At 63.0% G+C, this 26,337-nt stretch carries 26 protein-coding genes and 1 riboswitch; of the genes, 12 read left to right on the forward strand and 14 right to left on the reverse strand.

Going from position 1 to position 26,337, the window contains the following annotated elements; all coding sequences use genetic code 11:
• Nucleotides 1–2: 2 nt before the first annotated feature.
• Nucleotides 3–908, reverse strand: a complete 906-nt coding sequence (locus WD006_RS27105) for a MurR/RpiR family transcriptional regulator (RefSeq protein WP_011519203.1) — start codon at nucleotides 906–908, stop codon at nucleotides 3–5.
• Nucleotides 909–1,040: 132 nt separating this feature from the next.
• Between WD006_RS27105 and WD006_RS27110 the strand changes: the two genes are divergently transcribed.
• The 3 genes from WD006_RS27110 to WD006_RS27120 all read left to right on the forward strand — a co-directional run bounded on the left by WD006_RS27110 (nucleotide 1,041) and on the right by WD006_RS27120 (nucleotide 4,042).
• A complete protein-coding gene (locus tag WD006_RS27110) occupies nucleotides 1,041–2,312 on the forward strand; it encodes an amino acid deaminase (protein ID WP_029306342.1) in 1,272 nt (423 codons plus the stop codon).
• A 57-nt stretch (nucleotides 2,313–2,369) separates the two neighbouring features.
• On the forward strand, nucleotides 2,370–3,305 hold the full coding sequence (locus WD006_RS27115) for a sugar kinase (protein ID WP_011519201.1): 936 nt from the start codon (nucleotides 2,370–2,372) through the stop codon (nucleotides 3,303–3,305).
• 95 nt (nucleotides 3,306–3,400) lie between these two features.
• Nucleotides 3,401–4,042, forward strand: a complete 642-nt coding sequence (locus tag WD006_RS27120; RefSeq protein WP_011519200.1) for a bifunctional 4-hydroxy-2-oxoglutarate aldolase/2-dehydro-3-deoxy-phosphogluconate aldolase — start codon at nucleotides 3,401–3,403, stop codon at nucleotides 4,040–4,042.
• A 118-nt stretch (nucleotides 4,043–4,160) separates the two neighbouring features.
• Here the strand turns inward: WD006_RS27120 and WD006_RS27125 are convergent, their stop codons facing one another.
• From WD006_RS27125 to WD006_RS27155, 7 genes are all read right to left on the reverse strand, one after another.
• A complete protein-coding gene (locus tag WD006_RS27125) occupies nucleotides 4,161–4,289 on the reverse strand; it encodes an entericidin A/B family lipoprotein (RefSeq protein ID WP_008651235.1) in 129 nt (42 codons plus the stop codon).
• A gap of 144 nt (nucleotides 4,290–4,433) precedes the next feature.
• Complete coding sequence (locus WD006_RS27130) at nucleotides 4,434–5,771, reverse strand: EAL domain-containing protein (protein ID WP_011519199.1); 1,338 nt, start codon at nucleotides 5,769–5,771, stop codon at nucleotides 4,434–4,436.
• A gap of 399 nt (nucleotides 5,772–6,170) precedes the next feature.
• The gene (locus WD006_RS27135; protein WP_011519198.1) at nucleotides 6,171–7,484 is read right to left on the reverse strand and encodes a hemolysin family protein; all 1,314 of its coding nucleotides are present in this window, start codon (nucleotides 7,482–7,484) and stop codon (nucleotides 6,171–6,173) included.
• Nucleotides 7,485–7,598: 114 nt separating this feature from the next.
• Entirely contained in the window at nucleotides 7,599–7,946 is a 348-nt protein-coding gene (locus WD006_RS27140) for a HigA family addiction module antitoxin (protein WP_011519197.1), read from the reverse strand.
• Between the two features lie 9 nt (nucleotides 7,947–7,955).
• A complete protein-coding gene (locus tag WD006_RS27145) occupies nucleotides 7,956–8,240 on the reverse strand; it encodes a type II toxin-antitoxin system RelE/ParE family toxin (RefSeq protein ID WP_011519196.1) in 285 nt (94 codons plus the stop codon).
• Between the two features lie 176 nt (nucleotides 8,241–8,416).
• Nucleotides 8,417–9,568, reverse strand: coding sequence for a polyphosphate kinase 2 (gene ppk2 / locus WD006_RS27150; protein WP_011519195.1), 1,152 nt, complete (start codon nucleotides 9,566–9,568; stop codon nucleotides 8,417–8,419).
• Nucleotide 9,569: 1 nt separating this feature from the next.
• A complete protein-coding gene (locus tag WD006_RS27155) occupies nucleotides 9,570–9,788 on the reverse strand; it encodes a YdcH family protein (protein WP_029306341.1) in 219 nt (72 codons plus the stop codon).
• A 309-nt stretch (nucleotides 9,789–10,097) separates the two neighbouring features.
• On the opposite strand from WD006_RS27155, the gene WD006_RS27160 reads away from it, so the two are divergent.
• The 3 genes from WD006_RS27160 (at nucleotide 10,098) to WD006_RS27170 (ending at nucleotide 12,740) form a co-directional block, all read left to right on the forward strand.
• Nucleotides 10,098–10,988, forward strand: a complete 891-nt coding sequence (locus WD006_RS27160) for a helix-turn-helix domain-containing protein (RefSeq protein ID WP_011519194.1) — start codon at nucleotides 10,098–10,100, stop codon at nucleotides 10,986–10,988.
• A gap of 66 nt (nucleotides 10,989–11,054) precedes the next feature.
• A riboswitch (FMN riboswitch) is annotated at nucleotides 11,055–11,216 on the forward strand.
• 124 nt (nucleotides 11,217–11,340) lie between these two features.
• On the forward strand, nucleotides 11,341–12,027 hold the full coding sequence (gene ribB / locus WD006_RS27165) for a 3,4-dihydroxy-2-butanone-4-phosphate synthase (protein ID WP_029306340.1): 687 nt from the start codon (nucleotides 11,341–11,343) through the stop codon (nucleotides 12,025–12,027).
• A 122-nt stretch (nucleotides 12,028–12,149) separates the two neighbouring features.
• Nucleotides 12,150–12,740 (forward strand): surface-adhesin E family protein, encoded by a 591-nt coding sequence (locus tag WD006_RS27170; protein WP_011519191.1) that lies wholly within the window; start codon nucleotides 12,150–12,152, stop codon nucleotides 12,738–12,740.
• Between the two features lie 82 nt (nucleotides 12,741–12,822).
• Here WD006_RS27170 and WD006_RS27175 read toward each other — a convergent pair whose 3' ends face one another.
• Nucleotides 12,823–13,224 carry an RT0821/Lpp0805 family surface protein gene (locus WD006_RS27175; protein WP_017515642.1) on the reverse strand — a complete coding sequence of 134 codons (402 nt, stop codon included), beginning with the start codon at nucleotides 13,222–13,224 and terminating at the stop codon, nucleotides 12,823–12,825.
• Nucleotides 13,225–13,748: 524 nt separating this feature from the next.
• On the opposite strand from WD006_RS27175, the gene WD006_RS27180 reads away from it, so the two are divergent.
• Nucleotides 13,749–15,260, forward strand: coding sequence for a glucan biosynthesis protein G (locus tag WD006_RS27180; protein ID WP_175582387.1), 1,512 nt, complete (start codon nucleotides 13,749–13,751; stop codon nucleotides 15,258–15,260).
• Nucleotides 15,233–17,839: a glucans biosynthesis glucosyltransferase MdoH gene (mdoH, locus tag WD006_RS27185; RefSeq protein WP_029306339.1), complete on the forward strand. Its 2,607-nt coding sequence runs from the start codon at nucleotides 15,233–15,235 to the stop codon at nucleotides 17,837–17,839. The genes WD006_RS27180 and mdoH overlap by 28 nt, the downstream gene beginning before the upstream one ends.
• 248 nt (nucleotides 17,840–18,087) lie before the next feature.
• Here the strand turns inward: mdoH and WD006_RS27190 are convergent, their stop codons facing one another.
• Nucleotides 18,088–18,666 (reverse strand): hypothetical protein, encoded by a 579-nt coding sequence (locus WD006_RS27190; protein ID WP_017513713.1) that lies wholly within the window; start codon nucleotides 18,664–18,666, stop codon nucleotides 18,088–18,090.
• Between the two features lie 260 nt (nucleotides 18,667–18,926).
• On the opposite strand from WD006_RS27190, the gene WD006_RS27195 reads away from it, so the two are divergent.
• Nucleotides 18,927–20,153: a Bcr/CflA family multidrug efflux MFS transporter gene (locus WD006_RS27195; protein WP_029306338.1), complete on the forward strand. Its 1,227-nt coding sequence runs from the start codon at nucleotides 18,927–18,929 to the stop codon at nucleotides 20,151–20,153.
• A gap of 30 nt (nucleotides 20,154–20,183) precedes the next feature.
• On the opposite strand, the gene WD006_RS27200 is transcribed toward WD006_RS27195, so the two are convergent.
• The 3 genes from WD006_RS27200 to WD006_RS27210 form a co-directional block, all read right to left on the reverse strand.
• Nucleotides 20,184–21,050, reverse strand: a complete 867-nt coding sequence (locus WD006_RS27200; protein ID WP_011519185.1) for a mechanosensitive ion channel family protein — start codon at nucleotides 21,048–21,050, stop codon at nucleotides 20,184–20,186.
• 241 nt (nucleotides 21,051–21,291) lie between these two features.
• On the reverse strand, nucleotides 21,292–22,494 hold the full coding sequence (locus WD006_RS27205) for an ammonium transporter (RefSeq protein WP_011519184.1): 1,203 nt from the start codon (nucleotides 22,492–22,494) through the stop codon (nucleotides 21,292–21,294).
• 200 nt (nucleotides 22,495–22,694) lie between these two features.
• Nucleotides 22,695–22,934 carry a hypothetical protein gene (locus WD006_RS27210; RefSeq protein ID WP_155714386.1) on the reverse strand — a complete coding sequence of 80 codons (240 nt, stop codon included), beginning with the start codon at nucleotides 22,932–22,934 and terminating at the stop codon, nucleotides 22,695–22,697.
• Between the two features lie 111 nt (nucleotides 22,935–23,045).
• On the opposite strand from WD006_RS27210, the gene WD006_RS27215 reads away from it, so the two are divergent.
• The 3 genes from WD006_RS27215 (at nucleotide 23,046) to WD006_RS27225 (ending at nucleotide 24,451) form a co-directional block, all read left to right on the forward strand.
• Complete coding sequence (locus tag WD006_RS27215; protein ID WP_008651272.1) at nucleotides 23,046–23,327, forward strand: HU family DNA-binding protein; 282 nt, start codon at nucleotides 23,046–23,048, stop codon at nucleotides 23,325–23,327.
• Between the two features lie 154 nt (nucleotides 23,328–23,481).
• Nucleotides 23,482–23,967 (forward strand): acyl-CoA thioesterase, encoded by a 486-nt coding sequence (locus tag WD006_RS27220; protein WP_017515742.1) that lies wholly within the window; start codon nucleotides 23,482–23,484, stop codon nucleotides 23,965–23,967.
• A 7-nt stretch (nucleotides 23,968–23,974) separates the two neighbouring features.
• Nucleotides 23,975–24,451 (forward strand): CreA family protein, encoded by a 477-nt coding sequence (locus WD006_RS27225; RefSeq protein WP_029306337.1) that lies wholly within the window; start codon nucleotides 23,975–23,977, stop codon nucleotides 24,449–24,451.
• 65 nt (nucleotides 24,452–24,516) lie between these two features.
• On the opposite strand, the gene WD006_RS27230 is transcribed toward WD006_RS27225, so the two are convergent.
• Nucleotides 24,517–26,322: a class I adenylate-forming enzyme family protein gene (locus tag WD006_RS27230; RefSeq protein WP_011519180.1), complete on the reverse strand. Its 1,806-nt coding sequence runs from the start codon at nucleotides 26,320–26,322 to the stop codon at nucleotides 24,517–24,519.
• Between the last annotated feature and the right edge of the window lie 15 nt (nucleotides 26,323–26,337).

The raw sequence follows: 26,337 nt of genomic DNA on the forward strand, positions 1-26,337 counted from the left end.
TGTCAGTCTCCGAGCGGCTGGCGGCTGTCCGGCCCGTCGCTGTCCTGGCTGACGCCTCGGTGGGCATCCAGCACGTATTTCAGCCGGCGCAACTTTTCCTTGCTTTGCTCCTGTTGCAGCAGCGCAAAGCGGGTGGACAGTACGTCCAGCACCATCAGCATCGCGTAGCGCGAGGCCGACGGCTTGAAGATGAAATCCGTTTCCAGCGTCCGCACGGGCAGGAGCACGTCGGCGCGCGCGGCCAGCGGCGAGCCAAGCGCGGTCACGGCAATCAGCCGCGCGCCATACTCGCGCGCGATATCGCAACTGGCCAGTATCTCCGGCACGCTGCCGCTGGCCGAGAACGCCAGTACCACGTCATCGCGCGTCAGTGTTGCGGCGACCATCTTCTGCAGCAGCGCGTCGTGATACGTGGCCACCGGGTGCCCCAATCGCGCCAGCCGATACCGCGCCTCGTCGGCCATGAAGGTCGAGCCTCCACCCATGCCAAAAGCGTAGACCATGCGTGCGTTGAGTAACAGGCGCGCGGCAATGTCAATCCGCTCGGGATCGATCAGCTTTCGGTTGACTTCGAGCGTGGCGAGAACGTCGGCGTGGATGCGCTCGGCCAGCGCGGCCGGTGCGTCAGTATCGACCGGGCCCGGCGCCGGTTGCAGGAAACGCGATCCGACTGCCGTGGCTTGTGCCAGGCGCAGTTTCAGATCGCGGACGTCGCGGCAACCGATGGCCTTTGCGAAGCGCGTGACACTGGCCTCGCTGACCGCCGCCTTGCGTGCCAGTTCGTTGATGCTGGCAGCCGCCGCCCCTGCAAGATCTTCAAGGATCACCTGCGCCACTTTCTGCTCGGCCAGTCGCAATGACGGGCCACGCTCGGCGATGCGGGTCAGGATGTCGAAGGGCGCGGTCATGGCGTACGGTGGGTGGGCGGGCCCCGCCGGTCACCTCGGCCGACGAAGCATGTTACTTTATAACAAGGATGAAATATCGTAGTTTCAAGGCTATCATTACGTCAATTGAATTTTGACGGGGTGATGTCAGTCATGCGTGAAACAAAGTACCAGACCGGTATGATCGATCCGCTGAACAAGGCGATGGGGCGTCTGGACGCGCCGCTCACGCCGTCCGAGGCGGGGCAGCCGGGCTGGCGTCTGCTGGCCGAAGAGCTCAGTCTCCCGGCCGCAGTGCTCTATGAAGACCGTCTGACGCACAACCTGCAGTGGATGCGCAATTTCATGGGCGCATACGGCGTGCAGCTGGCACCGCATGGCAAGACAACGATGGCGCCGAAACTGTTCGCGCGTCAGCTTGCCGAGGGCGCTTGGGGCATCACGCTGGCCACCGCCCATCAGACCGCGGCGGCAGCCGCGCACGGCGTCAAGCGCGTGCTGATGGCCAACCAGCTTGTGGGGCGGCGCAATATGGAGATCGTTGCCGATCTGCTGGCCGCCGATCCGTCATTCGAGTTCTTCTCGCTGGTCGATTCGGCCGCGCTCGTCGACCAGCTTGGCGCGTTCTTCGACGCGCGTGGTCAGACGCTGCAGGTGCTGCTGGAACTGGGTGTGGAGGGCGGCCGGACCGGTGTGCGCGATGCCGCGCAGCAGGCGGACGTGCTCGATGCGCTGTCGCGCTGGCCGAACGCCCTGAAGCTGGCTGGCGTCGAGATCTATGAAGGCGTGCTGCAGCAGGAAGCCGATATCCGCAAGCTTTTGCAGCGCACGGTGGCCGTAACGCGCGAACTGGCCGCGGCGGGGCGTTTCGGACGCAGCCCGGTGGTGATGTCCGGCGCGGGCTCGGCATGGTACGACGTGGTGGCCGAAGAGTTCGCGCGCACCGATATCGGGATGCCGATCGATATCGTGCTGCGTCCCGGGTGCTACCTGACGCACGACGTCGGCGTCTATCGAGCGGCGCAGGAACGCATCCTGGCGAGCAATCCGGTGGCGCAGAAGATGCGGGAGGGCCTGCTGCCCGCGCTGCAGCTCTGGGCCTATGTGCAGTCGATTCCCGAGCCAAACCGCGCCATCATCGGCATGGGCAAGCGGGATGCCGCGTTCGATGCGGGCATGCCGATACCAGCGCAGATGTATCGTCCGGGTGCGGCCGGCCCCGTTGCCACGCCCGCGCGCTGGAAAGTGACGGGCATGATGGATCAGCACGCCTATCTGGAAATCGAAGCTGGCGATGACATCCGCGTCGGCGATATGATTGCCTTCGATATCTCGCATCCTTGCCTGACCTTCGACAAGTGGCGCCATATTCCCGTGCTGGACAGCCAGTTCCAGGTCATCGACATTGTTCAGACGTTCTTCTGACCCCGGTGTCAGTCCCTGTGGCCAGACCGAATGGAATGAAGAGGAGATGAAGCCGAGATGAGTATCGATATCCTTGCCTATGGCGAACCGCTGATCGAGTTCAACCAGCAGCCCGACGATCCGTCGCGTTACCTGCAGGGCTTTGGCGGCGATACCTCCAATTTCTGCATTGCCGCCGCGCGCCAGGGCGCGACCACGGGCTATATCACCGCAGTAGGGGCCGACAGTTTCGGTGAGCGGTTGCTGGCGTTGTGGACACGGGAACGTGTCGATACCCGACACGTGGTGGTCAATGCCTCTGCGCCCACCGGGGTTTATTTCGTCTCCCACGACAACCACGGCCATCGCTTCGACTATCTGCGCGAGCGTTCCGCGGCCAGCCGCTATCACCATGAGCAGTTGCCGCTGGCAACCATCGCGCAGGCGCGCTTTCTGCATCTCTCCGGTATCAGCCTGGCAATCAGCACCAGCGCCTGTGATGCAGGACTGGCGGCGATGGAACATGCGCGCAAGGCCGGGGCGAAAGTATCGCTCGACACGAATCTGCGATTGCGGCTCTGGTCGCTGGCCCGCGCGCGCGGCATCATGCGCGAGGCATTCTCCCTGACCGACATCTGCCTGCCGAGCTGGGACGACATCACGATCCTGACCGGGCTCGATGACCGCGACGCGATCGTCGACTATCTGCTGGGTTGCGGTGTGGAACTGGTTGCGCTGAAGCTCGGAGAAGAGGGCAGTTACATCGCCACGCAGGAGTCGCGCGCGCTGGTGGCGCCGTTCCCCGTACGTCCGGTCGATGCCACCGGCGCGGGCGACTGCTTCGGCGGCAGTTTCATCGCACGGCTGGCTGCGGACGCTGATCCGTTCGATGCGGCTCGCTATGCCAACATTGCCGCCGCGCTGTCGACCACGGGTTATGGGGCCGTGGCGCCTATCCCCCATGCCGAAACCGTGCGGGCCCGGCTGGAGCAGGGCGTCACAGTGATTGCCTGATGCATTCGGCAACAGCCTTGTCCCGTTTTACGACAATTCGGCCCCTTGCACCAACGCACCAACGCACCAACGCACCAATTTATCGAAGATCTGTCATGCCCATCCACGCTTCCCCTCTGCTCGAACGACTGACCAATGTGCCGGTGATTCCGGTGCTCGAATACCACTCCGTCGACGACGCGCTGCATATCAGCGAGGCCTTGGTGGCCGGAGGCCTGCCGCTGCTTGAGATCACGCTGCGCACACCGGTGGCATTGCAGGCGATGGAAGCCGTCGCCAAGGCCTTGCCGGAAGCAGTGGTCGGCGCGGGAACCGTCCTGACGACTGACCAACTCCAGGCGGTACGTGATGCTGGCGCTCAGTTCGCGGTGTCGCCTGGGCTGACGCAGAAGCTGGCCGATGGCGCTCAAGATGCGGGTATTTCGCTGCTGCCGGGCGTGGCGACTGCGAGCGAGGCGATGTTCGCGCTCGAAGCGGGCTTCTCATTCCTGAAGTTCTTCCCGGCGGAGGCAGCCGGGGGCGTGCAGATGCTGAAATCGCTGCACGGGCCGTTCTCTCAGCTCAAATTCTGCCCGACTGGAGGTATCGATCTGGCGAAAGCGCCCAACTATCTGGCCTTGCCCAACGTTGTGTGCGTAGGCGGTTCGTGGGTGGTGCCGAAGGATGCGGTTGCGGCGAAGGATTGGGGGCGAATCCGCAAGCTGGCCGAAGAGGCGGCCCAGTTGCGGAAGGTCTGAGCCTGACGGCAGTCGTCGATAGGATGCGGCACTGGCAAGCCGCAACAGGAAAAAGAAAAGGGGCGCTGGAGCGCCCCTTTTTCATGCTTCAGTTGGACAACCTGAGCGCTCAGCCGTCTTACTTGCGCTCGGCCGAATTCTCAAGCTTCTGACCGCCCTTCTGAATGTCCTGGCCAAGTCCTGCCATGGTATTGCAGCCTGCCAGCAATGTGGCGACCAGTACGCACCAGATCCATCCTTTCTTCACGAGGGGCTCCTTTCAGGGATAGTAATCAACGGGCACATTTTATCGCCGCGCCGATACTTGTCGATGCAGGATATGTGCCAAAGTGTAAGTCCATCTGTACTGCAATTGATGTGATCCGCGCGTTGCGCCTCACCTCAATGCCGGTTAGACCAAATTGGTTGGCCGCAGGAGCTGGCGAGCGCGCTCGGCCACGGCTGCGTGGGTCTGCACCAGCCATTGCGCGGGAAAGGGCTGCGCCAACAGATAGCCTTGCACGCCATCGCAACCCCAATCGCGTACGGCCTCAAGCTGGGCGCGAGTTTCCACACCCCGGGCATGGACCGCCACGCCCCGCGACCTGGCGAACACACATGCCGCGCGCAACAACGTGGCAGCATCGCGCGCCTGCGCCGAACTGCCCAGATGCCGTGCATCGAGCATCACCATGTCCGGTGCGACCAATGCCAGCGCGTGCCGGCTGACCTGGTCATCTGTGAAATCCGAAAGGGAAATCTGGATGCCGCAGTCATGTAGTCGTGCGGCTTTCTGCGTGGCATCGGCAACTGCGCTGATGCACTGGACTGGCACCTCCACGCAGAGACGGTCCGGGGAGATACCGGATGTCTCCACAGCGCGCTGCAGCATGGTGATCGCATCGTCGGCCAGGAGCTGCGGGCTGGACGCCAGCAGCGTGAACTGGACCTTTGCCACATGTTTGGATTCCTGGATCAATTGCAGCAATTGCTGCACCAGCCAGTGGCCGACCTCGCGCATCATGCCGAGCGCTTCGACGGCTGGCAGGAAGTCCTGCGGCGAAATACGCCCAAGCACTGGGTGATGCCAGCGCAAGCGCACCGTATAGGCGGCAATCTCCGCTGTGTCGAATAACGCACGAGGCTGTAACTGCAGGCTGAATTCGCCGCGTGACACGGCCTCGGGCAGCGCCGCCAGCAGGGTCACCATGCGCGGGCTAACAGGCTGGCTGGCATTGGCAATACCACCACCGCCACGCCGATTGATCTGCAGCATCGCATCGAACGCCTGCTGCAGATTGCGTTCGGTGGCGCTTTCCGGGCTGTCGATGGCGGTGCCGATGCTGCACGAGAGGAATAGCTCGAATCCGTCGACGGAGTAGGGGAGCCGCAGCGCTGTGGCAATGCTCTGGCTCAGTTCGGCCATCTCTTCGGCGGTTGCCGGCAGAAGGCAGGCGATGCCAAGGTCGGCCGGACTCAACCAGTGCATCACGGCGGGCATGACGCCGACACCGGCTATGCGGGATTTGACCTCAGCCCGCAGCAGGCGGGTGCGCCGGCTGCCGATCGTTTCGCAGGCAAACTGAAAACGGTCCAGGCGGACGATCACGATCGCCAGCGGGTGTGCGGTTCCAATCTCCGCGCGATGCCCGGCAAGCGCTGCCAGAAAGGCGGCGGGCTGGGACTCGGACAGCGCAGGCTCGCGGGCGCGGTCATCCCCCCAATGCGCGTCTTTGGCTTCAGAGTCCATCGAATACGTTTGCTGGCAGCAAGTTCATGTTAGGCAATAGCCGCCGGCGATACCGCGACTGCGTTCCGTCCTGATGTACTCGCGCCCGGCGCGCCCCGGTGGTGCGGCAGGGTCTATGGGGTGTGCGCGGTCGCACTACCTATGCACGGCTGGTCAGATAATACGGCAGGAACCTGCGAGATCGTAATTCGACGATGTTGGCACAGGCATATCGTCGCAGCGAAAGTTGATCTTGAGCAATATCGGGATTGCCCGGCTGTCGCGTATCTTGAACACGGCAGTGGCGAGCGATAAACACACTCGGCTTGAAACAAGTGAAAACGGACACCGAAGTGTCCGTTTTGATCGATCAATCGAAATGATCGGTACCGGTCAGGTATTGCCGATCAGTATTGCCGATCAGCCGGTGGTATCGGGCTCGGGGCCGTCCTCCGCCGGCACGCGGGAGGCCAGCACCTTGTCGATGCGCTTGCCGTCCATGTCGACAATCTCGAACTTCCAGTCCTCCCACTGCACGGCGTCGGTGGTTTGCGGCAGTCGACCCAGAAGCAACAGGAGCATGCCTGATAGCGTGTGATAACGCTCCTTGGCCTCTTCCGGCACCGCCCGCAGGCCGATGCGGTCCTTGAGTTCGGGAATCGGGATCAGGCCGTCCAGCAGCCATGATCCGTCGTCGCGCTGCACGGCCCATTCGTCGCCAGCCGCATCCGGCTTGAACTCGCCGGTGATCGCTTCCACGAGATCCTGGAGCGTGACGAGGCCCAGTACTTCGCCGTACTCGTCGATTACGAAGGCAACTTGCCCGCCGGACGAGCGGAAGTTCTCGAGCAGTTCCATGCCGGTCACGCTTTCGGGCACAAATACCGCCGGCTGCAGCACGGCTGTCAGCTCGGCCTTTTCGCCGCGCAGGCGCTTGGCCAGCATTTGCCGGGCGCTGACTACGCCGAGAATGTCGTGCATCCCGCCGCGTACCACCGGAAAGCGGGCGTGGTCCGATTCCTCGATGCGGCGCAGGTTCTCGTCCTCGCTCTCCTCGACATCCAGATAGACCACATCGCCACGGGGCACCATCAGCGAAGCGAGTTGGCGGTCGTCGAGGCGGAACACGTTGCGCACCATCGTGTGCTCCTGCTGCTCGATGATGCCGGCCTCCGAGCCTTCCACCAGTAGCGCGTGGATTTCCTCCTCGGTAACTGCCGGGCCGCGATTGGTTTTCACACCAAGCAGGCGCAGCACGAGGCGGGTAGAGCTCGACAGCAGCTTGACGAAGGGGGTGGAGGCAACGGCGAGGAACGAAATCGGGCGGGCGGCCATCCGGGCGATCGCTTCCGGCGCAAGCTGACCCAGCCGCTTGGGCACGAGTTCGCCCAGCACGATGGAGAAATAGGTCAGGCCGGCCACCACGATCGCGGTGGCAACGTATCCAGCAGTAGTGGCCGAAATACCAAATCCCTGAAGCCATACGCCAAGTGGCGCCGCCAGCGTGGATTCACCAACCACGCCGTTCAGCACGCCGATCGACGTAATGCCGATCTGGACAGTCGAGAGGAAACGGGTAGGGTCCTCGCCCAGTTTCACGGCAGCCATGGCGCCCCGGTCGCCTTCGTCGATATGGCGCTGAAGGCGGGCCTTGCGAGCCGTCACAAGCGCGATTTCGGACATGGCGAACAGCCCGTTCAGCAGAATGAGCGCCAAAAGTATGGCAATTTCCATCAGGGTGCGCGCCCTGTGCGCGCGGGAATTGAAAAGTCAGAGCATACCATCGGCATGTGACGGGGTACGGCCTTGGTGGCGTAAGCATCACTGTCGTGGTGGCGCAAGGGCAGGTCATGCTGTCAGCGGCTGGATGTCGCGCTCGATGTTCGCCCCTGCAGTCGCGCGCGCCAGCCGCAGTGCATATGCGGTCTGGAGGCCCGCCCAGAATTCCGCACTAGTGCCGAAATAGCGGGCCAGCCGCAGGGCGGTGTCTGGCGAGATAGCTCGCTGACGCCGCACGATATCGTGAATTCGTTGCGGCGCCATATGCAAGGCCACCGCCAATGCTTCCGCCGACAGTTCGTTTGGCGCCATGAACTCGGTTTCCAGTACATCGCCGGGGTGTGCCGGCGGAATCGGCTGGCCGGTGGCAATGCTGCGAAAATCCGCGCGCCGCAAGTCTTCGCGGTTGATTGTCATGCGCGCTCCTTATTCCTCGTATTCGGCGATGCCGACGTCCCAGGCTTCGCCGTTGATGAAGCGAAAACAGAGATGCCACGGACCTTTAATGCGGACGCGCCAGTGTCCGCGGCGCTTGCCAAGAACTGGTTCCAGCCGGTTTGCGGGTGGGGCGACCATATCGGGAAGAGACGACGCAGCGTCGAGGATCGCGAGCTTGCGCAGCGCGTCGGCCTGAATGTGAGCGGGCAGTGTGTGAACGGACTGGCCGCAATAGATGGCGGCCGTTGTCTTGTCGGAGAGCGAGCGGATCATGATGGTTGGCGGTACGGTCAGTCATTGGTTCCGGGATGGAGCCATCGTACGAATCGCGCGCCATTACCAATATGGGATGAATCTGAAACCCCGGATTCCCGAGGTTCTGAATCGTGGATGCGAAAACGCCCACCGGTAACGGTGGGCGTTCCGAGGCCGCCGCTATCCCGTTGCGCTCAACCTGCCAGCGCACGGCCTACGACCAGCGGGTCGACCAGGCCGACATGCTCCGGGCTGCGATTTGTATAGGCAAAGCGGTGGAGCACGACGCGCATCGCGTTCAGGCGCGCCCGTTTTTTGCAGTCCGAACGGATCACGGTCCAGGGGGCGTCGGCGGTGTCCGTACGGGCGAACATCGCTTCCTTGGCCTGGGTGTAGTCTTCCCATTTGTCGAGAGAAGCAAGGTCGACCGGGCTCAGTTTCCACTGCTTGAGTGGATGGACCTGACGCTCCTTGAAGCGGCGCCGTTGTTCCTTCTGGCTCACGGAGAACCAGAATTTGAACAGATGGATGCCGCTGCGGACGATGTGCCGCTCGAACTCGGGTGCCTGATACAGGAAGTCGTGATACTCGGCATTGCTGCAGAAGCCCATCACGTGCTCGACACCTGCACGGTTGTACCAGGAGCGGTCGAACAGCACGATCTCGCCAGCCGCCGGCAGGTGCTGGATATAACGCTGGAAGTACCACTGCGAACGCTCGGTGTCCGTGGGCTTTTCGAGCGCCACCACGCGCGCGCCGCGTGGGTTCAGATGCTCCATGAACCGTTTGATCGCGCCGCCCTTGCCGGCCGCGTCGCGTCCCTCGAAGACGATCACCACGCGCTGGCCCGTTTCGCGCACCCACGCCTGAAGCTTCAGCAACTCCACCTGCAGGAGGTACTTCTGCTTTTCGTAGTTGCGGCGCGACATCAGGTTCTGATAGGGATACGTGCCCTGGCGCCAAGTGGGTGACAGTTCTTCGTCAGGATGGCGTTTTTTGCCGGCAGGCCACGTCGAGGGCTCGCCCTCGAGGATCAGGCGACGCAGTTCGGCGGCCTCGTCGGGCGACAGGCCGTCCATGACCGTGCGGACGGTGGCAAGGACAGTATCCGGGTCCTTGCCGGCGACATCGGCCAGCACGTCGCGTAAGCCACTGGCCACGAGCACCCTGGCGGCTTCCGCGCCATCGCGCACAGCGTGAAGTTCGGCCGAACGCGCCGAGTTGGTGGGAAGAACGTCCCCCTTGTTGACCGGACGCTCTTCGGCACTGGAGCCTGCAAGCGGTTGCGCGGCGTCGATGGACTGAAGCCCTTCGCTGGCCGCTGTGTTTTTCTTGCCAATGGCCATGTTAGTTTCCGGCGGTCTTGCGAAGAATCACGTACAACTGATCCTTCAGGCGCAGCTTCTCTTTCTTCAGGTTTTCGATGGATTCATGGGTTCCGACGACGATGCCGCTTTCCATGTTCTTGATCTGATGATCGAGATCGTTGTGGAGGTTGAACAGACGCGAAAAGTGGGCGTCTTCAGTCTTGAGGCGGGAGATTTCTTCGCGGTATTCCGGGAACATGTTGTGTCCTGTTAAGCGGGGGGAGGGCGAGAGACTGTGCCGATTGATTACATTTTGTGTAGCTGGCGGCAGCTTGGAATTGACGTGGGTCATGCTTGTTGCGGCGCTCACGAAGAATCAGACATTTCCTTGTGAAGACAACGAAGCCCGCTGTGGGCTGGTCTCGGAACCCCTCACTATCACTGTCGATCGTCGATAGTCCGCGCGTTCGTGGCAGCAATGGCAGTGTTTGCATGGTGGATGATTGAATTACAACGATTACCTCGAAGGTAGTCGCCCGGGCATGGCCGGCGTGCTGTAATCCGTCCCATGGATACGCTAACTCCCGGCTCCGAAGCCGCCCTCGATTTCCCCGGCCTGCTGCGCTACTGGCGCGGAAAGCGCGGCTATAGCCAGCTTGCCCTGTCGTTGGCGGCCGGCGTGTCGCAGCGCCATATCAGTTTTCTCGAGTCAGGCCGCGCCCGGCCCAGTCGTGAGATGGTGCTGGCGCTCGCAGAACGCCTGGGCGTGCCCTTGCGGCAGCGCAACCGGCTGCTGCTGGCCAGCGGCTATGCCCCAGCGTATAGCGAGCACGCGCTGGCCTCGCCTCCGATGCAGATGGTGCGGCACGCCATCGCGCTGATCCTGGCCAAACAAGAACCGTATCCGGCCGTGGTGCTCGACCGTTTCTGGCACCTGGTCGATGCCAATCAGGCCTACCGGCGCATGCTCGACAAGCTGCTGCAGGGCCGCAAGCCAGCCATGCTGGACGAAGGAGGGGGGCGACTGAACCTGATGCTGGCGGTGTTCGATCCCAAGGGTCTCTGGCCTGTGATCGAGAACGCGCGGCAGGTGGGCCGCTATTTGCTGCGGCGCGTCTGGCAGGAACTGCAGGTACAGGCGCAGGACCAGACCGCGCGCGAGATCCTGCGGCGAATCGCCGAATGGCATCCGGACATGGTCGGGCCAGGAGGCGTCCTGCTTGTCGAGGATGATCCGGCCGAAGGCACGCCGCCGCCCGTGCTGCCGGTGGCGCTTCATGCCGGGCGATTCCGTGCCTCGCTGTTCTCCACGCTGACCACGCTGGGTATTCCACAGGATGTCACCCTGCAGGAACTGCGGATCGAATGCTTCTATCCCGCTGACGACGCCACAAAGGCGGTATTCGAAGCGCTTGCCGAGGTGCCAGCAAATCCGTTGGCAGCGTCGACGAATCGCTGAACAACTAAAAAAGCACAGTCGTGCTAAGATCCTCGGGCCGCTGCGAGGTCTCTCGCGGCGGCATCGTTACGTCTTCAGGGCGGGGTGTAATTCCCCACCGGCGGTATGTGGCCGGCGCCAATGGCGCATTGTCACGAGCCCGCGAGCGCCCACGCTCTCCGCGTGGGGTCAGCAGATCTGGTGAGAGGCCAGGGCCGACGGTTAAAGTCCGGATGAAAGAAGATGGGCGGAATTCGCATGACCCCATGCGCGCGCGATGTCGTCCATTGCGTGCTGTCGGGGTGTCTTTGCCGTTCTCGCTGATCATCCCCTGAAACGCCCATCCATGGAAATCCACGCACGGAGCGTTTCAATGCTGACCCTTACCAAATCCACCAGCCTTCCTGATTCCACCGCCGCACTGGCGCCATCCGATGCCGACGCGCGTCCACTGGCCGAGCGCATCGCGCAGGCCCTCGATGCGATGCGCGATGGCCGTCCGGTCGTACTGCTCGACGATGACGACCGCGAAAACGAGGCAGACCTGATTCTTGCAGCGGAGCGGCTGACGAACTCGAACATGGCCATGATGATCCGCGAATGCAGCGGCATCGTCTGCCTGTGCCTCACGCCGGAGAAGGTGCGGCAACTCGGCCTGCGGCCGATGGTCGAGAACAATCGCAGCCAGTACGGCACTGCGTTCACGGTATCGATCGAGGCACGTGAAGGCGTGACCACCGGTGTCAGCGCGGCGGACCGGATCACGACCATTCGCGCAGCCATCGCCGATGAGGCGGGCCTTGATGCCGTGGTGAGCCCCGGACACGTGTTTCCGCTGGTAGCAGTGGAAGGGGGTGTGCTGGCGCGTCGCGGGCATACCGAGGGCTCGGTCGAGCTCGCGCGCATGGCGGGACTGTCGCCGGCCGCGGTGTTGTGCGAGTTGATGAATCCCGATGGCACGATGGCACGCAGGCCCGAAGCGCTGGCGTTTGCCGAGATGTATCAGTTGCCAGTACTGACGATCGCCGATCTGGTGGCGTGGCGGGAAATTAACGGCTGACCAGCCGCAAACAAATGACGCGGCGGGGATCTCAAAACGATGCAGATCGATCAAGATCATCGTCGCGCGCGAACGCTGTGCGAAAATGCGGGGACTTTTTCCCGTCCTTACGAGGGTTCCCAATGTTCTCCCGCTTTATTTCGCGCGCGGCCCTGCTCGCCGGCGCGTGCCTTTGTCTTGCCACGCCGATTGCCTATGCGGAATCGGATGGCATGGGTCCAATGACCCCTCCGATGCCCAATCCTGCGGTGCGCCCGGTAGCAGCCGGTGCTCTGTATCAATGCCAGGGCCCGAATGGTGGCACCGTGTTTCGCGCTTCGCCGCGTGAAGGGTGCACATTGGTGGCCTCGCCCGATCCGGCCGCACCAGACCCGCAACGCTGGATGCCGCTGATGGGCGCCACTGGCATGGTTTCCTATCTCGATCAGACGGCCATCCGCCGGCGCGGCACCGAAGTGGGTGTGGTGCTGGTGCATAACGCACCGGCTGGTGTCATCAAGACCGCCAGTGGCGACACGATCCGCTCATCGCTCAAGCGCATGGTGCTTAACTGCGCGACGTCGATGTATGCAGTGATCGAACAGACCCTCTACAACAAGCGCTACGCGCGCGGCGAATCGCTCTATACGATTCGTGGGCCTCAGGCCGGGATGCCCCAGCCGGCGGCCCCCGGCACGCTGGCCGGTGAACTGATCGGCCGTCTCTGCCACTGAGTATTCGCGCTGAGTATTCGTCTACCGGCCGACTGCGGGAGTGCCACCCGGCACTCCGCGTCGGCCGGTGGCCTATCAGGCGTCAGTCCTGGACTTGACGCGCCTTCCAGGTGCCATTCGACTGCTTGCAGAACCAGCCTGACCAGGCCTCGGTGGCGCTTCCCCGCTTCAGTTCCGATTTCAGCCGGCGGCAGGATTGGCCCTTGTCCGTCTTGGTGGCGATCGGGCTGACCGTGCCATCCACGGCCTGACGACGACCCTCGCCGGGGAAATGCCATTCCACGACCTGGTTGTCTTCCGTGTCGTTGAGTGCCTTGCGCACGGTTTGCTGGAGTGAGGCAACTTCCTTCTTGTTCAACGTGCCCACGATGCTGCCGGACAGGTAATTGTCAAAATAGGCCAGGGCCGGCTGGCTGGCGCCAAGCAGCAGGGCGCAACCCGCGGTGGCTGCAATGGCAAGGCGGAAATGACGCCGGAAGGACATGACGGTTCCTTGTGAAATGACGTTGTCGATGGGCCGATTGTAAGCGCGTGGTGACGGATTGCGTGCAAAGGAAGGGCGTCCGCGGCACATTCTTCGATGCGGCCGTTAACGCCCGGCGCCACCTTGTCAAACCATGACCTATGCTTGACTTCAACCCGCAAACGCTTGTCCGGAGCGGCTTTCAGCCCACAGGTGTGACATTTTGTTGCAAACGTTGCGACACCGAAACGTGACTTTTAAGGCTCGAATTGTTAAGGTTTCGCATCGCAATGCAACAAAGCCATCAAACCTGTCCTGCGGTGGGCCTATCTGGCACTGGCACGGATATGCCGACGCGGGCGTCGTTGCGCAGCACCCTGGCTCATCTCTTGCTGCTTCCGCATGTTGAAGATTCACGATCCGGCCACATGATCGGGTCGCTGCTTCCGTTAACCCACTCCCGGGCCTTCATGACCGCCATTACACCTTCAATTCGCCACGACCAGATTCCGACCGCCGCGCCTGCGCGGCGCTTATCGGCGAGGATGTCCGGTCTTGGGCGATGGATTGGTGGCGGCCTGCTGGCGGCGATGGTGGTGACTGCGCACGCGTTCGACTTCGAGACCGTGGCGGCGCGCGCGCGTCAGTTGTCGGCGTCGCCGTACAAGCCGGTGAAACACGACTTGCCGCGCGAACTGAAGGATCTTCCCTACGAGCGTTATCGCGAGATCGAGTACAAGCCCGAACGCTTCGCGTGGCGCGGCCAGCGGCTGCCGTTCGAGGTGTCGTTCTTCCACGAGGGCATGGTGTTCGACCAGCCGGTGAAGATCAACGAGGTGGTCGGCAATAGCGTGCGCGAATTCCGATTCGATCCTTCCGCGTTCAACTATGGCTCTCACCGGGTGGATCCGGCCAAGCTCAAGGGACTCGGGTTTGCCGGTTTCAAGCTGCTGTATCCGCTGAACCAGGGCAAGCGCAAGGATGAGCTGGCGTCGTTCCTGGGCGCGAGTTACTTCCGCGCGCTGGGCAAGGACCAGTGGTATGGTCTGTCGGCCCGCGGCCTGGCGGTCGACACGGCCTTGAACTCGGGCGAGGAGTTTCCGCGCTTCGTCGAATACTGGATCGAGCGACCGGCGGCCAACGACAAGCAGCTGACCATCTACGCGCTGATGGACTCCCGCCGCGTGAGTGGCGCGTACCGGTTCGTCATCAAGCCCGGCAACGAGACCGTGATGGAAGTGAAGTCACGTCTCTTCCTGCGTGAGAACGTGACCAAGCTGGGTCTGGCGCCGCTGACGAGCATGTATCTGTTTGGCGAGAACCAGCCGTCTCAAGACACCGACTACCGGCCCGAGGTGCATGACTCCGATGGCCTGTCGGTGCAGCTTGGTACCGGCGAATGGATCTGGCGTCCGCTGGTCAACCCCAAGCGACTGTTGGTGACATCGTTCGCCGCCACCAATCCGCAAGGGTATGGCCTGATGCAGCGCGATCGCAGCTTCGACAACTACCAGGAGATCGGTGCCTGGTATGAGCGCCGTCCGAGTGCCTGGGTGGAGCCGAAGGGTAACTGGGGTTCGGGCCGCGTGGAGCTGGTGCAGATTCCAACGCCCGACGAGACCAACGACAACATCGTCGCGTTCTGGGTGCCCGACAGCCCGCCGAAACCCAAGCAGGCATTCGATTACGAGTACCGCCTGAAGTGGCAGAAGGATGGCGAGAACTTGCCGCCGCTGTCATGGGTCACGCAAACGCGCCGTGGGCAGGGCCTTACGCGCAAGCAGGATGACACCAGCTTCTCGCTGATGGTGGATTTCGAAGGTCCGGCCTTCAAGAAACTGCCCGATGACGCGAGACTGGATGCAGTGATTTCGGCGGACGCCAATGGCGAACTGCTCAAGACAACAGTCCAGCGCAATGAGGCCACGGGTGGCTGGCGCATGACGATGTTCATGCGGCGCAAGGACGAGAACAAGCCGGTTGAGTTGCGCGGCTATCTTCGCAACGGCAATACAACCCTTTCCGAAACATGGAGCTACATCTTACCCCCAGGCTAAAGCAGTTACCGGCCCAGGCGGCGGCAGTATGCGAGCGCTATGTCGATCGTCTGCCGGCTTCGCCCGAGGTACGTAGTGAACTGCTGGCCGATGCCCTGTCTCCGGCTGTGTCGAGCCTGCCGGCTGAGGGCATTGAAGTGCCGTCGGCGATGACGGAGTTGCAATTGCGCCTGGCTGGGCGTGACCCGAAGGAGAAGGACATCGCGGATCTGAATACGCGGAATACGGCCGGTGGTGCTGCATATGCCTCGGTGCCCCGACGCTTCGCGATGGCGTACGGCAATCCACAGGTCGATGGCGCCCCGTTGCTGCAGCGTCGGGATGATGGCACCGTGCGCGTGGACACGGGCCCGGAGCCGCAGCGCGCGTCCATGGTGCCGCGTCAGTGGCCACCGCATGTGATCTCGGGCTGGATTCGCAATACCTGGCGCAAGATGCTGGGCCGGCCGCCGGTCCCAGAAACCTGGGATACGCTGCACGACGGCCCGGATGCCGAAGGCAAGTGGCATCCCGCTGGGTCGCATCGCCGTTGGTTCCTGCTGGCGCTGGTGGTCTTCCAGACCGCGCTGGCCACGTATTTCATGGCGAAGGTCCTGCCGTATCACGGCGCGGATCCGCTCGAAGTGGCGATCCTGGTGCTGTTCGCCGTGCTGTTCTCGTGGGTGTCGGCTGGTTTCTGGACGGCGATGATGGGCTTTCTGGTGCTGGCCAAGGGCGGCGACCGCCATCTGATATCGCGCAGTGCCGCGAGCGATGCGCCGATCGATCCCGCAGCGCGAACGGCCGTGATCATGCCGATTTGCAATGAAGACGTGACGCGCGTCTTCGCCGGTTTGCGCGCGACCTACGAATCCCTCGAGCGCACCGGCGAGTTGCAGCATTTCGATTTCATTGTCCTGTCCGATAGCGGCAATCCCGATCTGCGCACGGCCGAACATGACGCGTGGATGGAAGTGTGCCGCGCCGTAGGCGGATTCGGCCGCATCTACTACCGCTGGCGTCGCCACCGTGTGAAGCGCAAGACCGGCAACGTGGCCGACTTCTGCCGCCGCTGGGGCAGCAAGTATCGCTACATGATCGTGCTTGATGCTGACAGCGTGATGAGTGGCGACTGCCTGGCCACGCTGACGCGGCTGATGGAGGCCAACCCAGGTGCAGGCATCATCCAGACCGCGCCGCTCGCGGTCGGCCGCGACACGCTTTACGCGCGCGTGCAGCAGTTCTCCACTCGCGTCTACGGCCCGCTGTTTACGGCTGGCCTGCATTACTGGCAACTTGGTGAATCGCACTACTGGGGCCACAACGCAATCATTCGCATCAAGCCGTTCATGGAGCACTGCGGCCTGGCGCCGCTGCCGGGTAAGGGTCCGCTCTCTGGCGAGATTCTGTCCCACGACTTTGTCGAGGCAGCGGTCATGCGCCGCGCGGGTTGGGGCGTGTGGATCGCATACGACCTGCCGGGTTCGTTCGAGGAATTGCCGCCGAACCTGCTCGACGAGGTCAAGCGAGACCGCCGCTGGTGCCAGGGCAACCTGATGAACTTCCGGCTCTGGATGAAACAGGGCTTCCACGCGGTGCACCGCGCGGTGTTCCTGACCGGCATCATGGCCTACGTGTCGGCGCCGCTCTGGTTCCTGTTCCTGCTGCTGTCCACGGCCGCGCTGGCGAAGCACGCGCTGGTGCCGCCCGAGTACTTCACCAAGCCGTACCAGATGTTCCCAACCTGGCCGGAGTGGCATCCGGAGAAGGCGCTCGCGCTGTTCTCGGCAACGGCCACGCTGCTGTTCCTACCCAAGCTGGCCAGCGTGTTGTTGCTGCTCAAGGACGCCAAGCAGTATGGCGGTGTGGTGCGGCTGTTCATTAGCATGTTGCTGGAGATGACGATGTCGGCCCTGCTGGCACCGACGCGCATGTTGTTCCACACGAAGTTCGTGATCGCAGCCTATAGCGGCTGGGGGATCTCGTGGAAGTCGCCACCGCGCGAGGACGCCGAGACCACCTGGGGCGAGGCATTCCGTCGCCACGGCTGGCATACGCTGCTGGGGCTGGTGTGGGGCGCAGGCGTCTACTGGATCAGCCCGGGCTTCATCTGGTGGCTGCTGCCAATCGTTGGGTCGCTTGCGCTGTCGATTCCGTTGTCCGTGATGCTGTCGCGGGTTTCCCTGGGTCGTGCCGCGCGTCGCGCGGGCCTGTTCATGATTCCCGAGGAAACGGTCGTGCCGCGCGAGATCGTGGAGACGCAGCAGCACGTGGAGAATGCACAGGAGGTGCCGGGCTTCGTTGATGCCGTGGTCGATCCGGTGACCAACGCGCTGATGTGCGCCACCGGTACCGCGCGCAAGGTCCAGCCGGAAGCGGCACGGCTGCAACACGCGGCGCTCGTGCAGCACGCGCTGACGAACGGGCCGAAATCGCTCTCGGCTGCGCAGAAGCACGTGTTGCTGGGCGATCCGTTCGCGCTGGCCAGGCTGCATGAGCTGGTTTGGGGTTCGCCACTGGCGGACAGCGCCTGGAAGGAAACGCGCGTGTTGATGCGCCGGGCGCCGAACGTGTTGCCATTGCGTCCACGGGCGGCCTGAGGGACGCATCGCTGGAATCAAAAACGGCAGGCTTTGAAGCCTGCCGTTTTTGTTTGTCCGGCATCCGAACGCGAAGGGGAGACCGGCGCTTTCCTGCTATGCCGTGGCGCGATATTCGCTCGGGCTGCGCCCCGACACTCCATGGCATCTTCGGGCGAAGGGACCACGACAGCATCGGTTTGAGGATGGCACTCTGGCCGATGCCGAATCCGCCTGCATGCAGGCGTGTGGCACTTGTTTGAAACGGGTTATCGCAACGCGGCGGTACAGATCGGGGCGTTGATATAGACGTCGCCGACACGACGCTCGCCGCGATCGTTGCGAGTCATATAGCGGAACATCATGCTGATGCCGAGCTTGGTCAGGATCTCGACGTCGCGGTTAGCGCAGATGTTGCGCTGTAGCGGCGCCGCGTAGTTGACCTCGAAGCTGGCGAGGTCGAGCATCGGGCCACGGTAGTTGGTCAGTTCCAGCTGAAACAGGATGTGCTTGCCTGGAATCGACTGACAGCGCCGCAGGCGAGTCTCTCCGTCGATCTCGATCGGCAGCGCATCGTTGAGCTGGCGGCAGGCGCGCGCCAGCACGCTGTCAGGGCGATTGGTATTGCGCAGGAGTTCCGGCACGCCGGCGGCGCCCGTGTTCTGACCGGTGGCGGCACCCTTGAGCATTCTCGCCAGGGCGTCGGCTTCGTCCACCGCCACGGGCGCGGAAGACGGAGCCGGCGTCGCGGTCGGCCTGCCCGGCGCGGCCCATGCGGGCAACGGCGGCAGGGCTGCGATCGCAACCAGGCTCAGCGAGGCAATTAACGGCTTATATCGTATGGTCATGCAGGATAACGGTGCCGGGGACGGTTCCCGTGATCCGTCTCCCGCGATGCGTCTGACTGCGTGGTCGGTGCAACATCCGAGCCGACAGGCAGGCATTGTACCCTCCACCCCGCCGCGCGTGAAAGCCAGTCCAACAATGTTCCGCACCGGTGGCGGGTTGCCTGGCGGTCGATGCCAACATCCTTGCTTCCCCGACGGGTGGGCCGGTGCGCATTTGCCGGCTGTGCAACAATTGCGCCTTGCGTTTCCGGAACCCTTTCATGACGTCGACCAAGGGCGCGCCATCGTCCTCCCGTTTTCCCCTCTGGCTTCTGATTTGCGCATCGCTGACCGCCATCGCGCCGCTGTCCATCGATATGTACCTGCCGAGCTTCCCGGCGTTGGCAGCAGATCTGCATACCGACATCGGACAGGTGCAGCTGACGCTTGGCACGTTTCTGGTTGGGCTGGCGATTGGACAGGCGTTTTACGGCCCGATCAGCGATCGCTTCGGCCGCAAGCCGCCACTGTACGTCGGACTCACGATCTACGGCGCGGCGGCTGCAGGCTGTGCGATGGCGTCGACCGTCGATTCGTTGATGCTCTGGCGGTTCCTGCAGGCGCTTGGCGGCTGTACCGGCCTGGTAGTCTCGCGCGCGGTGATTCGTGATCGGATGGAAGCCCATGAGTCGGCGCGGGCGTACTCCTCGCTGATGCTCGTGATGGGCCTGGCGCCGATCCTGGCGCCGCTGATTGGTGGCGCGGTGCTGGCGGCTTCCGGCTGGCGTGCGATCTTCTGGATTCACTGTGGCGCAGCGGTGCTGCTGCTGTGGTTCGTCCACGTACGCATGGAGGAGTCGCTCGACGTGCAGCGCCGCCGGACACTGCATCCGGTTGCAGTGCTGCGCAGCTACTGGGAGTTGCTGCGCGATCGCGAATTTCTCGGCTATTCGCTGGCGGCGGGATGCGTGCAGGGCGGCATGTTCGCCTATATTGCGGGGTCGCCGTTTGTGCTGATCGAACTGCATGGCATCGATCCCTCCCACTACGGCTTTGTTTTCGGGGCGAATGCGTTTGGCCTGATCGGCATGTCGCAGGTCAATACCCGCCTGGTGCGGGCGCGCGCGCTTGACGATGTGTTGCGCGTGGCGCTGTTCGCGCCTTGCGTGGCAGGTCTCGTCCTGGCCGGCACAGCCCTGATCGGCTGGGCAACGCTTCCGGTACTGCTGGTCTGCTTCTTCGCATTCCTGTCGGGCCTTGGCTGCATCACGCCCAACGCCTCGGCTTTGGCGCTATCCCATCAGAGTCATCGCGCCGGCACGGCTTCGGCGTTGATGGGCACGTTGCAGTTCGGCTTCGGCACGCTGGCAGGCGCGGCGGTCAGCCTCTGGCACGATGGCACCGCGTTGCCGCTGGCCGTTGTCATGGCTGTCTGCGGCAGTGGCGCGGTCGTGCTGCGTCTCTACGGGCGGGCAGGTATGCGGCAGCGCTCCCAATCCGCAACCTGATCCCGCCGAGCTTGCCTGGCCGGATCAGGCTCAGGCCGCCTGGTTTGCCGGCGTGCCCGATGCTACCGATACGGCCGGCGCGTTCTGCATCACCACAACCTGGGCCGGCATCGGCGCCTGGAAGCCCGCTTGGCCGAAGCTGTCGCGAATCGTGCGGTTGGTATCGAAATAGACCTGCCAGTAGTGATCGGTATGGCAGTAGGGGCGGACGGCCAGGACCGGGCCAACCAGCGTGAATTCGAGGATCTCGACATCGACGGGCGGTTCGGTCAGCACGTTCGGAATGGCCGCGATCTTTTCCTTGAGCAAAGCCGTGGCGGCTGCCACGTCAGTCGACCCGGCAAGTTGCGCCTTCAATTCGACCCGGCGGAACGCATTGGCCGAGAAATTCTGGATCGTGTCGCTGAAGATCTTGTTGTTGCCGACGACCGTCATGACGTTGTCGGGCGTGTCGAGCGTGGTGGAGAACAGGCCGATCTCGCGCACCGTGCCGGTGACACCACCGACGGATACGAAATCTCCGACCTTGAACGGGCGCAGGACCACCAGGAACGCGCCGGCTGCGAAGTTCGACATCAGGCCAGACCAGGCCATACCGATAGCAACGCCGGCTGCGGCGATCAGCGCTGCAAACGTCGTAGTCTGGATGCCGAAGTAGCCGAGGATGCCGATGACCAGCACGACATTCAGCGTGACGGTAACGATCGAGCCAACGTAGCGCAGCAGCGTCGGGTCTACCTTCTGCCTGGCCAGCGAATTCTGGACCATGCGCACCACGAAATGAATCAGCCAGCGGCCGACCACCCAGAAGGCGAGGGCGGCAAGGATCTTGACGCCGAAAACAGTGGCATAGCCATAAATCACATCGCGGATGCTTTGCAACGAAGAAGTATCCATGGGGGCACGCTCCAGTTCTTTATGGAAAAGTGAAAATCAGGCACGTCAGAATCAGCGCAAATCGGTGTGGATGGTGCCAGGGCTGCAAGACACGCCTGTGTCGGCGTTTCTTCGGGAGTCCAAGGGCATTATTGGGCGCGTCGAGATCAAAGTTCAAGTTAATCTTTGTGAACACAAAGTAAAACGGCCGGATGATTCCGGCCGTTTTATTTGGGGCGATTCGAGGCTGCAAGCGCGTCGATTACCAGCTCGTTTCGCGCTCCGGTGTAGCGGAGATGCGGTGCAGTGTCAGGTCGGCGCCGTTGTACTCCTCCTCAGCGTCCAGGCGAATGCCGACGACCTTCTTCAGCGTGCCGTAGACCACGGTGCCGCCCACCAGGGCAATCACGATCCCCATGGCCGTGCCGATAAGCTGGGCCACGATCGAGACGCCGCCGATACCGCCGAGCGCGTGGCTGCCGAAGATGCCCGCGGCGATGCCGCCCCAGGCGCCGCACAGGCCGTGCAGGGGCCAGACACCGAGTACGTCGTCGATGTGCCACTTGTTCTGCGCCAGCGTAAACAGATGAACGAACAGCACACCCGCCACCGCGCCGGTAATCAGCGCGCCCAGCGGATGCATCAGGTCCGAGCCCGCGCAAACGGCGACCAGGCCTGCCAGGGGGCCGTTGTAGGCAAAGCCCGGATCGTTGCGGCCGGCCCACCACGCGGCCAGCGTGCCGCCCGCCATTGCCATCAGCGAGTTGATCGCGACAAGGCCGCTGATCTTGTCGACGGTCTGCGCGCTCATGACATTGAAGCCGAACCAGCCCACCGCCAGTACCCAGGCGCCCAGCGCGAGGAACGGGATATTCGAAGGCGGGTGCGCGCTGATGCGGCCATCCTTCTGATAGCGGCCGCGGCGTGCGCCCAGCAGCAGCACCGCCGGCAGCGCGATCCAGCCGCCGACCGCGTGGACCACCACCGAGCCGGCAAAATCATGAAACGGCGCACCGGTCACGGAGGCGATCCAGTCCTGGATGCCGAATCGGTTGTTCCACGCGATGCCTTCGAAGAAGGGGTAGACGAAACCGACCAGCACGAACGTGGCTGCCAGTTGCGGGTTGAATCGCGAGCGCTCGGCAATACCGCCCGAGATAATCGCCGGGATGGCCGCAGCAAATGTGGCCAGGAAGAAGAACTTCACCAGCTCATAGCCGCTTTTTTGCGCCAGTACATCTGCCCCGGACATGAATTGCACACCGTAGGCGACCGTATAACCGATAAAAAAGTATGAAATCGTCGAGACCGCGAAATCGACCAGGATCTTGACCAGGGCATTGACCTGATTCTTCTTGCGGACGGTGCCAAGCTCCAGGAATGCGAATCCCGCGTGCATGGCTAGCACCATGATCGCGCCAAGCAGGATGAACATTGCATCCGTACCGGTTTTCAAGTTGTCCATCGTTGCCCCATGCTCAAAATGGGAGCATGGGTATGCAAAAGCCGTTCCAGATCTGGGCATGAACGCCGAAAAACCGCGCAAACTCAGTGCGTGGCGCACTTGGATGGCGTTTCGGGTCACGCTGAGCCGCGGAATGCCAACGCCCAAAAAGAGGGAATATGGCGTAAATGCGCCGTGATGGCGCACGTTGTGTTGTCAAATCAGACCCGAAACGGTGCATTGCACCTGAACTGGGCGTTGTTGAGTCTGGACGGACTGATGCCTGGTAAATGGGAGCCGAGCGTTCCGGTGACGGGTACGGCAATTTCTCCGGGAATGCCGATGTGCGATATTCGGTACAGCAGGCAGCCGCAAAAAGTGATGTTTCGATTCTCGGAAAAGAGGGGGAGAACGCCCGCTAAGTCTTGCCACAGAACGATTTCCGGCAGTTTTCGTTGCATTGGTGCCACTGGGGATTGCCCAAGGCACAAAGGGCAGATTAGACTGCGCCGATCGGACTTCTGCCATGCGGTAAAAAGTCCGGTGACGACGACCAACAAGGGAAATCAGCCATGAATAAAGGTGAACTGGTATCGGCCATCGCCGCGGAAGCAGAACTCAGCAACGCCGCCGCCGAGCGCGCGCTGAACGCTGCGCTGGACAGTATCAAGAAGGCAGTAGCCAAGGGCGACTCGGTCACTCTGGTGGGTTTTGGCAGTTTCAGCTCGGGCAAACGTGCTGCCCGCACCGGTCGTAATCCGCGCACCGGCGAAACGATCAAGATTCCTGCGGCCAAGACCGTGAAGTTCTCGGCAGGTCAGGGTTTCAAGGACGCTGTGAACAAGAAGAAGTAAGCACATCGCGTCTGAGAAGCAAAGAAAGCGGCCTGAGGGGCCGCTTTTCTTTTGTCGGAAGTTTCTTGCATGGCTGGGGTGGACCGGGCTCCCATTCACGCACGCGGCGAGTTACACTGCCGGCGCCTGAATGCCCGAATCTGGATTTCCTGCGATGAACGATCTGTCCCACCAGCTTTCCATGACCGTGCTGATGACGCCGGACATGGCCAATTTCTCCGGCAATGTCCACGGCGGCACGATCCTGAAATACCTCGATATGGTGGCCTACGCCTGCGCCAGCCGCTACGCCGGCCGCTACGTGGTTACGCTGTCGGTGGACCAGGTGATGTTCCGCCAGCCGATCCATGTGGGCGAACTTGTGACGTTCCTGGCTGCCGTCAACTTCACGGGCCGCAGCTCGATGGAGATCGGTATCAAGGTGGTGACCGAGAATATCCGCAGCAAGGTCGTGCGCCATACCAATAGCTGCTACTTCACGATGGTCGCCGTTGACGACAACGGTGCGCCGGCCGAAGTGCCGCCGCTGCAGCCGCGTGACGAAGTGGAGCGCCAGCGTTTCGAAGCCGCCAAGCAGCGACGCGCGCTGCGCCAGGAAATGGAACGTCGCCACGACGAGATCAAAGGCTCCACGCCGTGACCCCGACATGACCAGACTTCGTATCAGCATGGCCGCAGGCCTTGCCATCGGTATGCTTGCCTGCGCGGCACAGGCCGAAGAGATCGGCAGTGTTTCCACCAATTTCCGCATGACCGGATCGGATAAAGTCGTTATCGAGGCTTACGACGATCCGCAAGTCGACGGGGTGACCTGCTACGTCTCGCGCGCCCGGACCGGGGGCATCAAGGGCACGTTCGGCATGGCCGAAGATCCGCCAGAGGCGTCGATTGCCTGCCGCCAGGTGGGGCCGATTACGTTCAAGGGTCCGGTGAAGGCGCAAGAGGATGTGTTCTCCGAGCGCATGTCGATCCTGTTCAAGACGCTGCACGTGGTGCGCGCAGTGGACCGCAAGCGCAATACGCTGGTCTATCTGACGTATTCGGATCGGATCGTGTCCGGCAGCCCGCAGAACTCGGTCACTGCCGTGCCGGTGCCGGCGGGGACGCCGATTCCGGTGAAGTGATATTCAGAGACTGACGGTTTGCGCCCCTCTCCCGTTTGCGGAAGAGGGGGCGTCACCTCAGACAATCAAGCCGCGAACAGCTTCCTGAGGTTCGACTTCAGGATTTTCCCGTTCGGATTCCGCGGCAGCATCTCCTCCAGCACGATCACGCGCACCGGCACCTTGAAGGCCGCCAGACGCGCGCGCACGAACTCCTGCAGTTCGGCCTCGGTTGCCTTCATGCCAGGCTTCAGGCTGACCACCGCGCCGGGCTCCTCCCCCAGCGTGCGGTGCGGAATGCCTACCACCGCCGCATCCATGATGGCCGGATGATCGTATAGTGTGCTTTCCACCTCGATGCAGTAGATGTTCTCGCCGCCACGGATCAGCATGTCCTTCATGCGGTCGACGATATAGAGGAATCCGTCCTCGTCGATACGCGCCACGTCGCCAGTGTGCAGCCAACCGTCGACGAAGGTCTTCGCGGTTGCTTCGGGCTTGTTCCAGTAGCTGTGGACCACATTGGCGCCGCGCACCAGCAACTCGCCGACCTCGCCGGGCGGGAGTGCCCGGCCGAATCCATCGTCGATCTTCATCTCGCAGATCGGCAGCGCCGGGCCGGCACTGTCGGGACGATGGATGTATTCCTCGGCGCTGTGGCTTGTGAACGTGGCTGACGTTTCCGTCATACCCCAGCCGATGCCCGGTGCGGCATGTGGGAATACCTCTTTGATCCGGCGCACGAGTTCCGGTGAGGCGGGGGCCCCACCATAGTTCATGTTCTCGAGCGACGACAGATCGAACTCGCCGCGCTGAGGGTGCTCCAGAATCTGCCACGCGATGGTCGGCACGCCACCCGCGCCGGTGCAGCGCTCCGCCTGAATCAGTTCCATGGCGCGCAGCGTGTCCCAGCGATAGAGCAAGACGATCTTTCCGCCGGTGGCGAGCGTGCCATTCAGGATGGACATGCAGCCGGTGACGTGAAAGAACGGCACCGCCAGCAATCCCCCTTTCTGTGGGGCGTCCGGATTCGGTTCCGGCACCGGCTCGCCACGGCGCAGCAGGTTGCGCAGCGGGCTGAATTGCGCGCACACGGCCACCGTGCAGGCGTTGCGGTGCGTGCCGACGGCGCCTTTCGGCTTGCCCGTGGTGCCGGACGTATAGAAGATCGTCACGTCATCGTCCGGATCCAGGGGGACGACCGGGAGCGATTGCGAGGGGAGTGCCGGCCACGCATCCGATTCGCCGATTACCGATGCCAGCGGCACGATACGCGGGTCGTCGAAGGTCGCATTGGCGGGGGCGCGCACGACGTAGATCCGTTCGAGATCGGGGCAGGCTGCCAGATGCTCCGTGATGCGATCCAGCCGTTCGTAGTCGACGATGGCAACGCGGCTGCCCGAATCGGCCAGGCCATATTCCAGCTCGGGACCGGTCCACCACGCATTGAGCGGGGTGACGATGGCGCCGGCGAGAATTGCCGCGTAGAACGCCACAGGCCACTCGGGCAGGTTGCGCATGGCCACGGCCACGCGGTCGCCCTTGTGGATGCCGTCGCGTACCAGTTGCTGGGCCAGCGTCGTGGCCGCCTGCGCGAACGCGCGATAGCTGACGCGCTCCTCTTCGTAGACCACGAAGGTCTTGTCGCCCCAGGCTGCCGCGATCAGGAACAGATCGCGCAGCGTCGGTGGCGCATTCTTCCAGACCGTGGTCGGGATGCCCCGGATCACGCGCGTCTCGGTTTCGAACGGCGCGCCCGGCGCGGTCAGCCGGGCGTGCGCTTCGGCCAGGGACATGACCGGCCATTGGCCGGCGCCGGCCTCCGGCGGCCGGGATTGCTGCGTCTGCTGCTGGTGCTCTTGGTGCTGCTGTTGCTGCGGTTGTTGCGACATGCATGGCCTCCCGCA

The sequence above is a fragment of the Cupriavidus sp. Met-2 genome (assembly GCF_049843575.1).
GTDB lineage: Bacteria > Pseudomonadota > Gammaproteobacteria > Burkholderiales > Burkholderiaceae > Cupriavidus > Cupriavidus metallidurans.

Bases quoted from the DNA above. Each gene is read 5' to 3' on its own strand.
- WD006_RS27170 (WP_011519191.1), top strand. From the start codon at position 12,150: ATGTTCTCCCGCTTTATTTCGCGCGCGGCCCTGCTCGCCGGCGCGTGC.
- WD006_RS27190 (WP_017513713.1), bottom strand. From the start codon at position 18,666: ATGACCATACGATATAAGCCGTTAATTGCCTCGCTGAGCCTGGTTGCG.
- WD006_RS27195 (WP_029306338.1), top strand. From the start codon at position 18,927: ATGACGTCGACCAAGGGCGCGCCATCGTCCTCCCGTTTTCCCCTCTGG.
- WD006_RS27155 (WP_029306341.1), bottom strand. From the start codon at position 9,788: ATGTTCCCGGAATACCGCGAAGAAATCTCCCGCCTCAAGACTGAAGAC.
- WD006_RS27215 (WP_008651272.1), top strand. From the start codon at position 23,046: ATGAATAAAGGTGAACTGGTATCGGCCATCGCCGCGGAAGCAGAACTC.
- WD006_RS27230 (WP_011519180.1), bottom strand. From the start codon at position 26,322: ATGTCGCAACAACCGCAGCAACAGCAGCACCAAGAGCACCAGCAGCAG.
- WD006_RS27105 (WP_011519203.1), bottom strand. From the start codon at position 908: ATGACCGCGCCCTTCGACATCCTGACCCGCATCGCCGAGCGTGGCCCG.
- WD006_RS27225 (WP_029306337.1), top strand. From the start codon at position 23,975: ATGACCAGACTTCGTATCAGCATGGCCGCAGGCCTTGCCATCGGTATG.
- WD006_RS27205 (WP_011519184.1), bottom strand. From the start codon at position 22,494: ATGGACAACTTGAAAACCGGTACGGATGCAATGTTCATCCTGCTTGGC.
- WD006_RS27200 (WP_011519185.1), bottom strand. From the start codon at position 21,050: ATGGATACTTCTTCGTTGCAAAGCATCCGCGATGTGATTTATGGCTAT.
- WD006_RS27135 (WP_011519198.1), bottom strand. From the start codon at position 7,484: ATGGAAATTGCCATACTTTTGGCGCTCATTCTGCTGAACGGGCTGTTC.
- mdoH (WP_029306339.1), top strand. From the start codon at position 15,233: ATGGAGCTACATCTTACCCCCAGGCTAAAGCAGTTACCGGCCCAGGCG.
- WD006_RS27120 (WP_011519200.1), top strand. From the start codon at position 3,401: ATGCCCATCCACGCTTCCCCTCTGCTCGAACGACTGACCAATGTGCCG.
- WD006_RS27115 (WP_011519201.1), top strand. From the start codon at position 2,370: ATGAGTATCGATATCCTTGCCTATGGCGAACCGCTGATCGAGTTCAAC.
- WD006_RS27180 (WP_175582387.1), top strand. From the start codon at position 13,749: ATGTCCGGTCTTGGGCGATGGATTGGTGGCGGCCTGCTGGCGGCGATG.
- WD006_RS27175 (WP_017515642.1), bottom strand. From the start codon at position 13,224: ATGTCCTTCCGGCGTCATTTCCGCCTTGCCATTGCAGCCACCGCGGGT.
- WD006_RS27160 (WP_011519194.1), top strand. From the start codon at position 10,098: ATGGATACGCTAACTCCCGGCTCCGAAGCCGCCCTCGATTTCCCCGGC.
- WD006_RS27210 (WP_155714386.1), bottom strand. From the start codon at position 22,934: ATGCAACGAAAACTGCCGGAAATCGTTCTGTGGCAAGACTTAGCGGGC.
- WD006_RS27145 (WP_011519196.1), bottom strand. From the start codon at position 8,240: ATGATCCGCTCGCTCTCCGACAAGACAACGGCCGCCATCTATTGCGGC.
- ribB (WP_029306340.1), top strand. From the start codon at position 11,341: ATGCTGACCCTTACCAAATCCACCAGCCTTCCTGATTCCACCGCCGCA.
- WD006_RS27140 (WP_011519197.1), bottom strand. From the start codon at position 7,946: ATGACAATCAACCGCGAAGACTTGCGGCGCGCGGATTTTCGCAGCATT.
- WD006_RS27130 (WP_011519199.1), bottom strand. From the start codon at position 5,771: ATGGACTCTGAAGCCAAAGACGCGCATTGGGGGGATGACCGCGCCCGC.
- WD006_RS27110 (WP_029306342.1), top strand. From the start codon at position 1,041: ATGCGTGAAACAAAGTACCAGACCGGTATGATCGATCCGCTGAACAAG.
- WD006_RS27220 (WP_017515742.1), top strand. From the start codon at position 23,482: ATGAACGATCTGTCCCACCAGCTTTCCATGACCGTGCTGATGACGCCG.
- ppk2 (WP_011519195.1), bottom strand. From the start codon at position 9,568: ATGGCCATTGGCAAGAAAAACACAGCGGCCAGCGAAGGGCTTCAGTCC.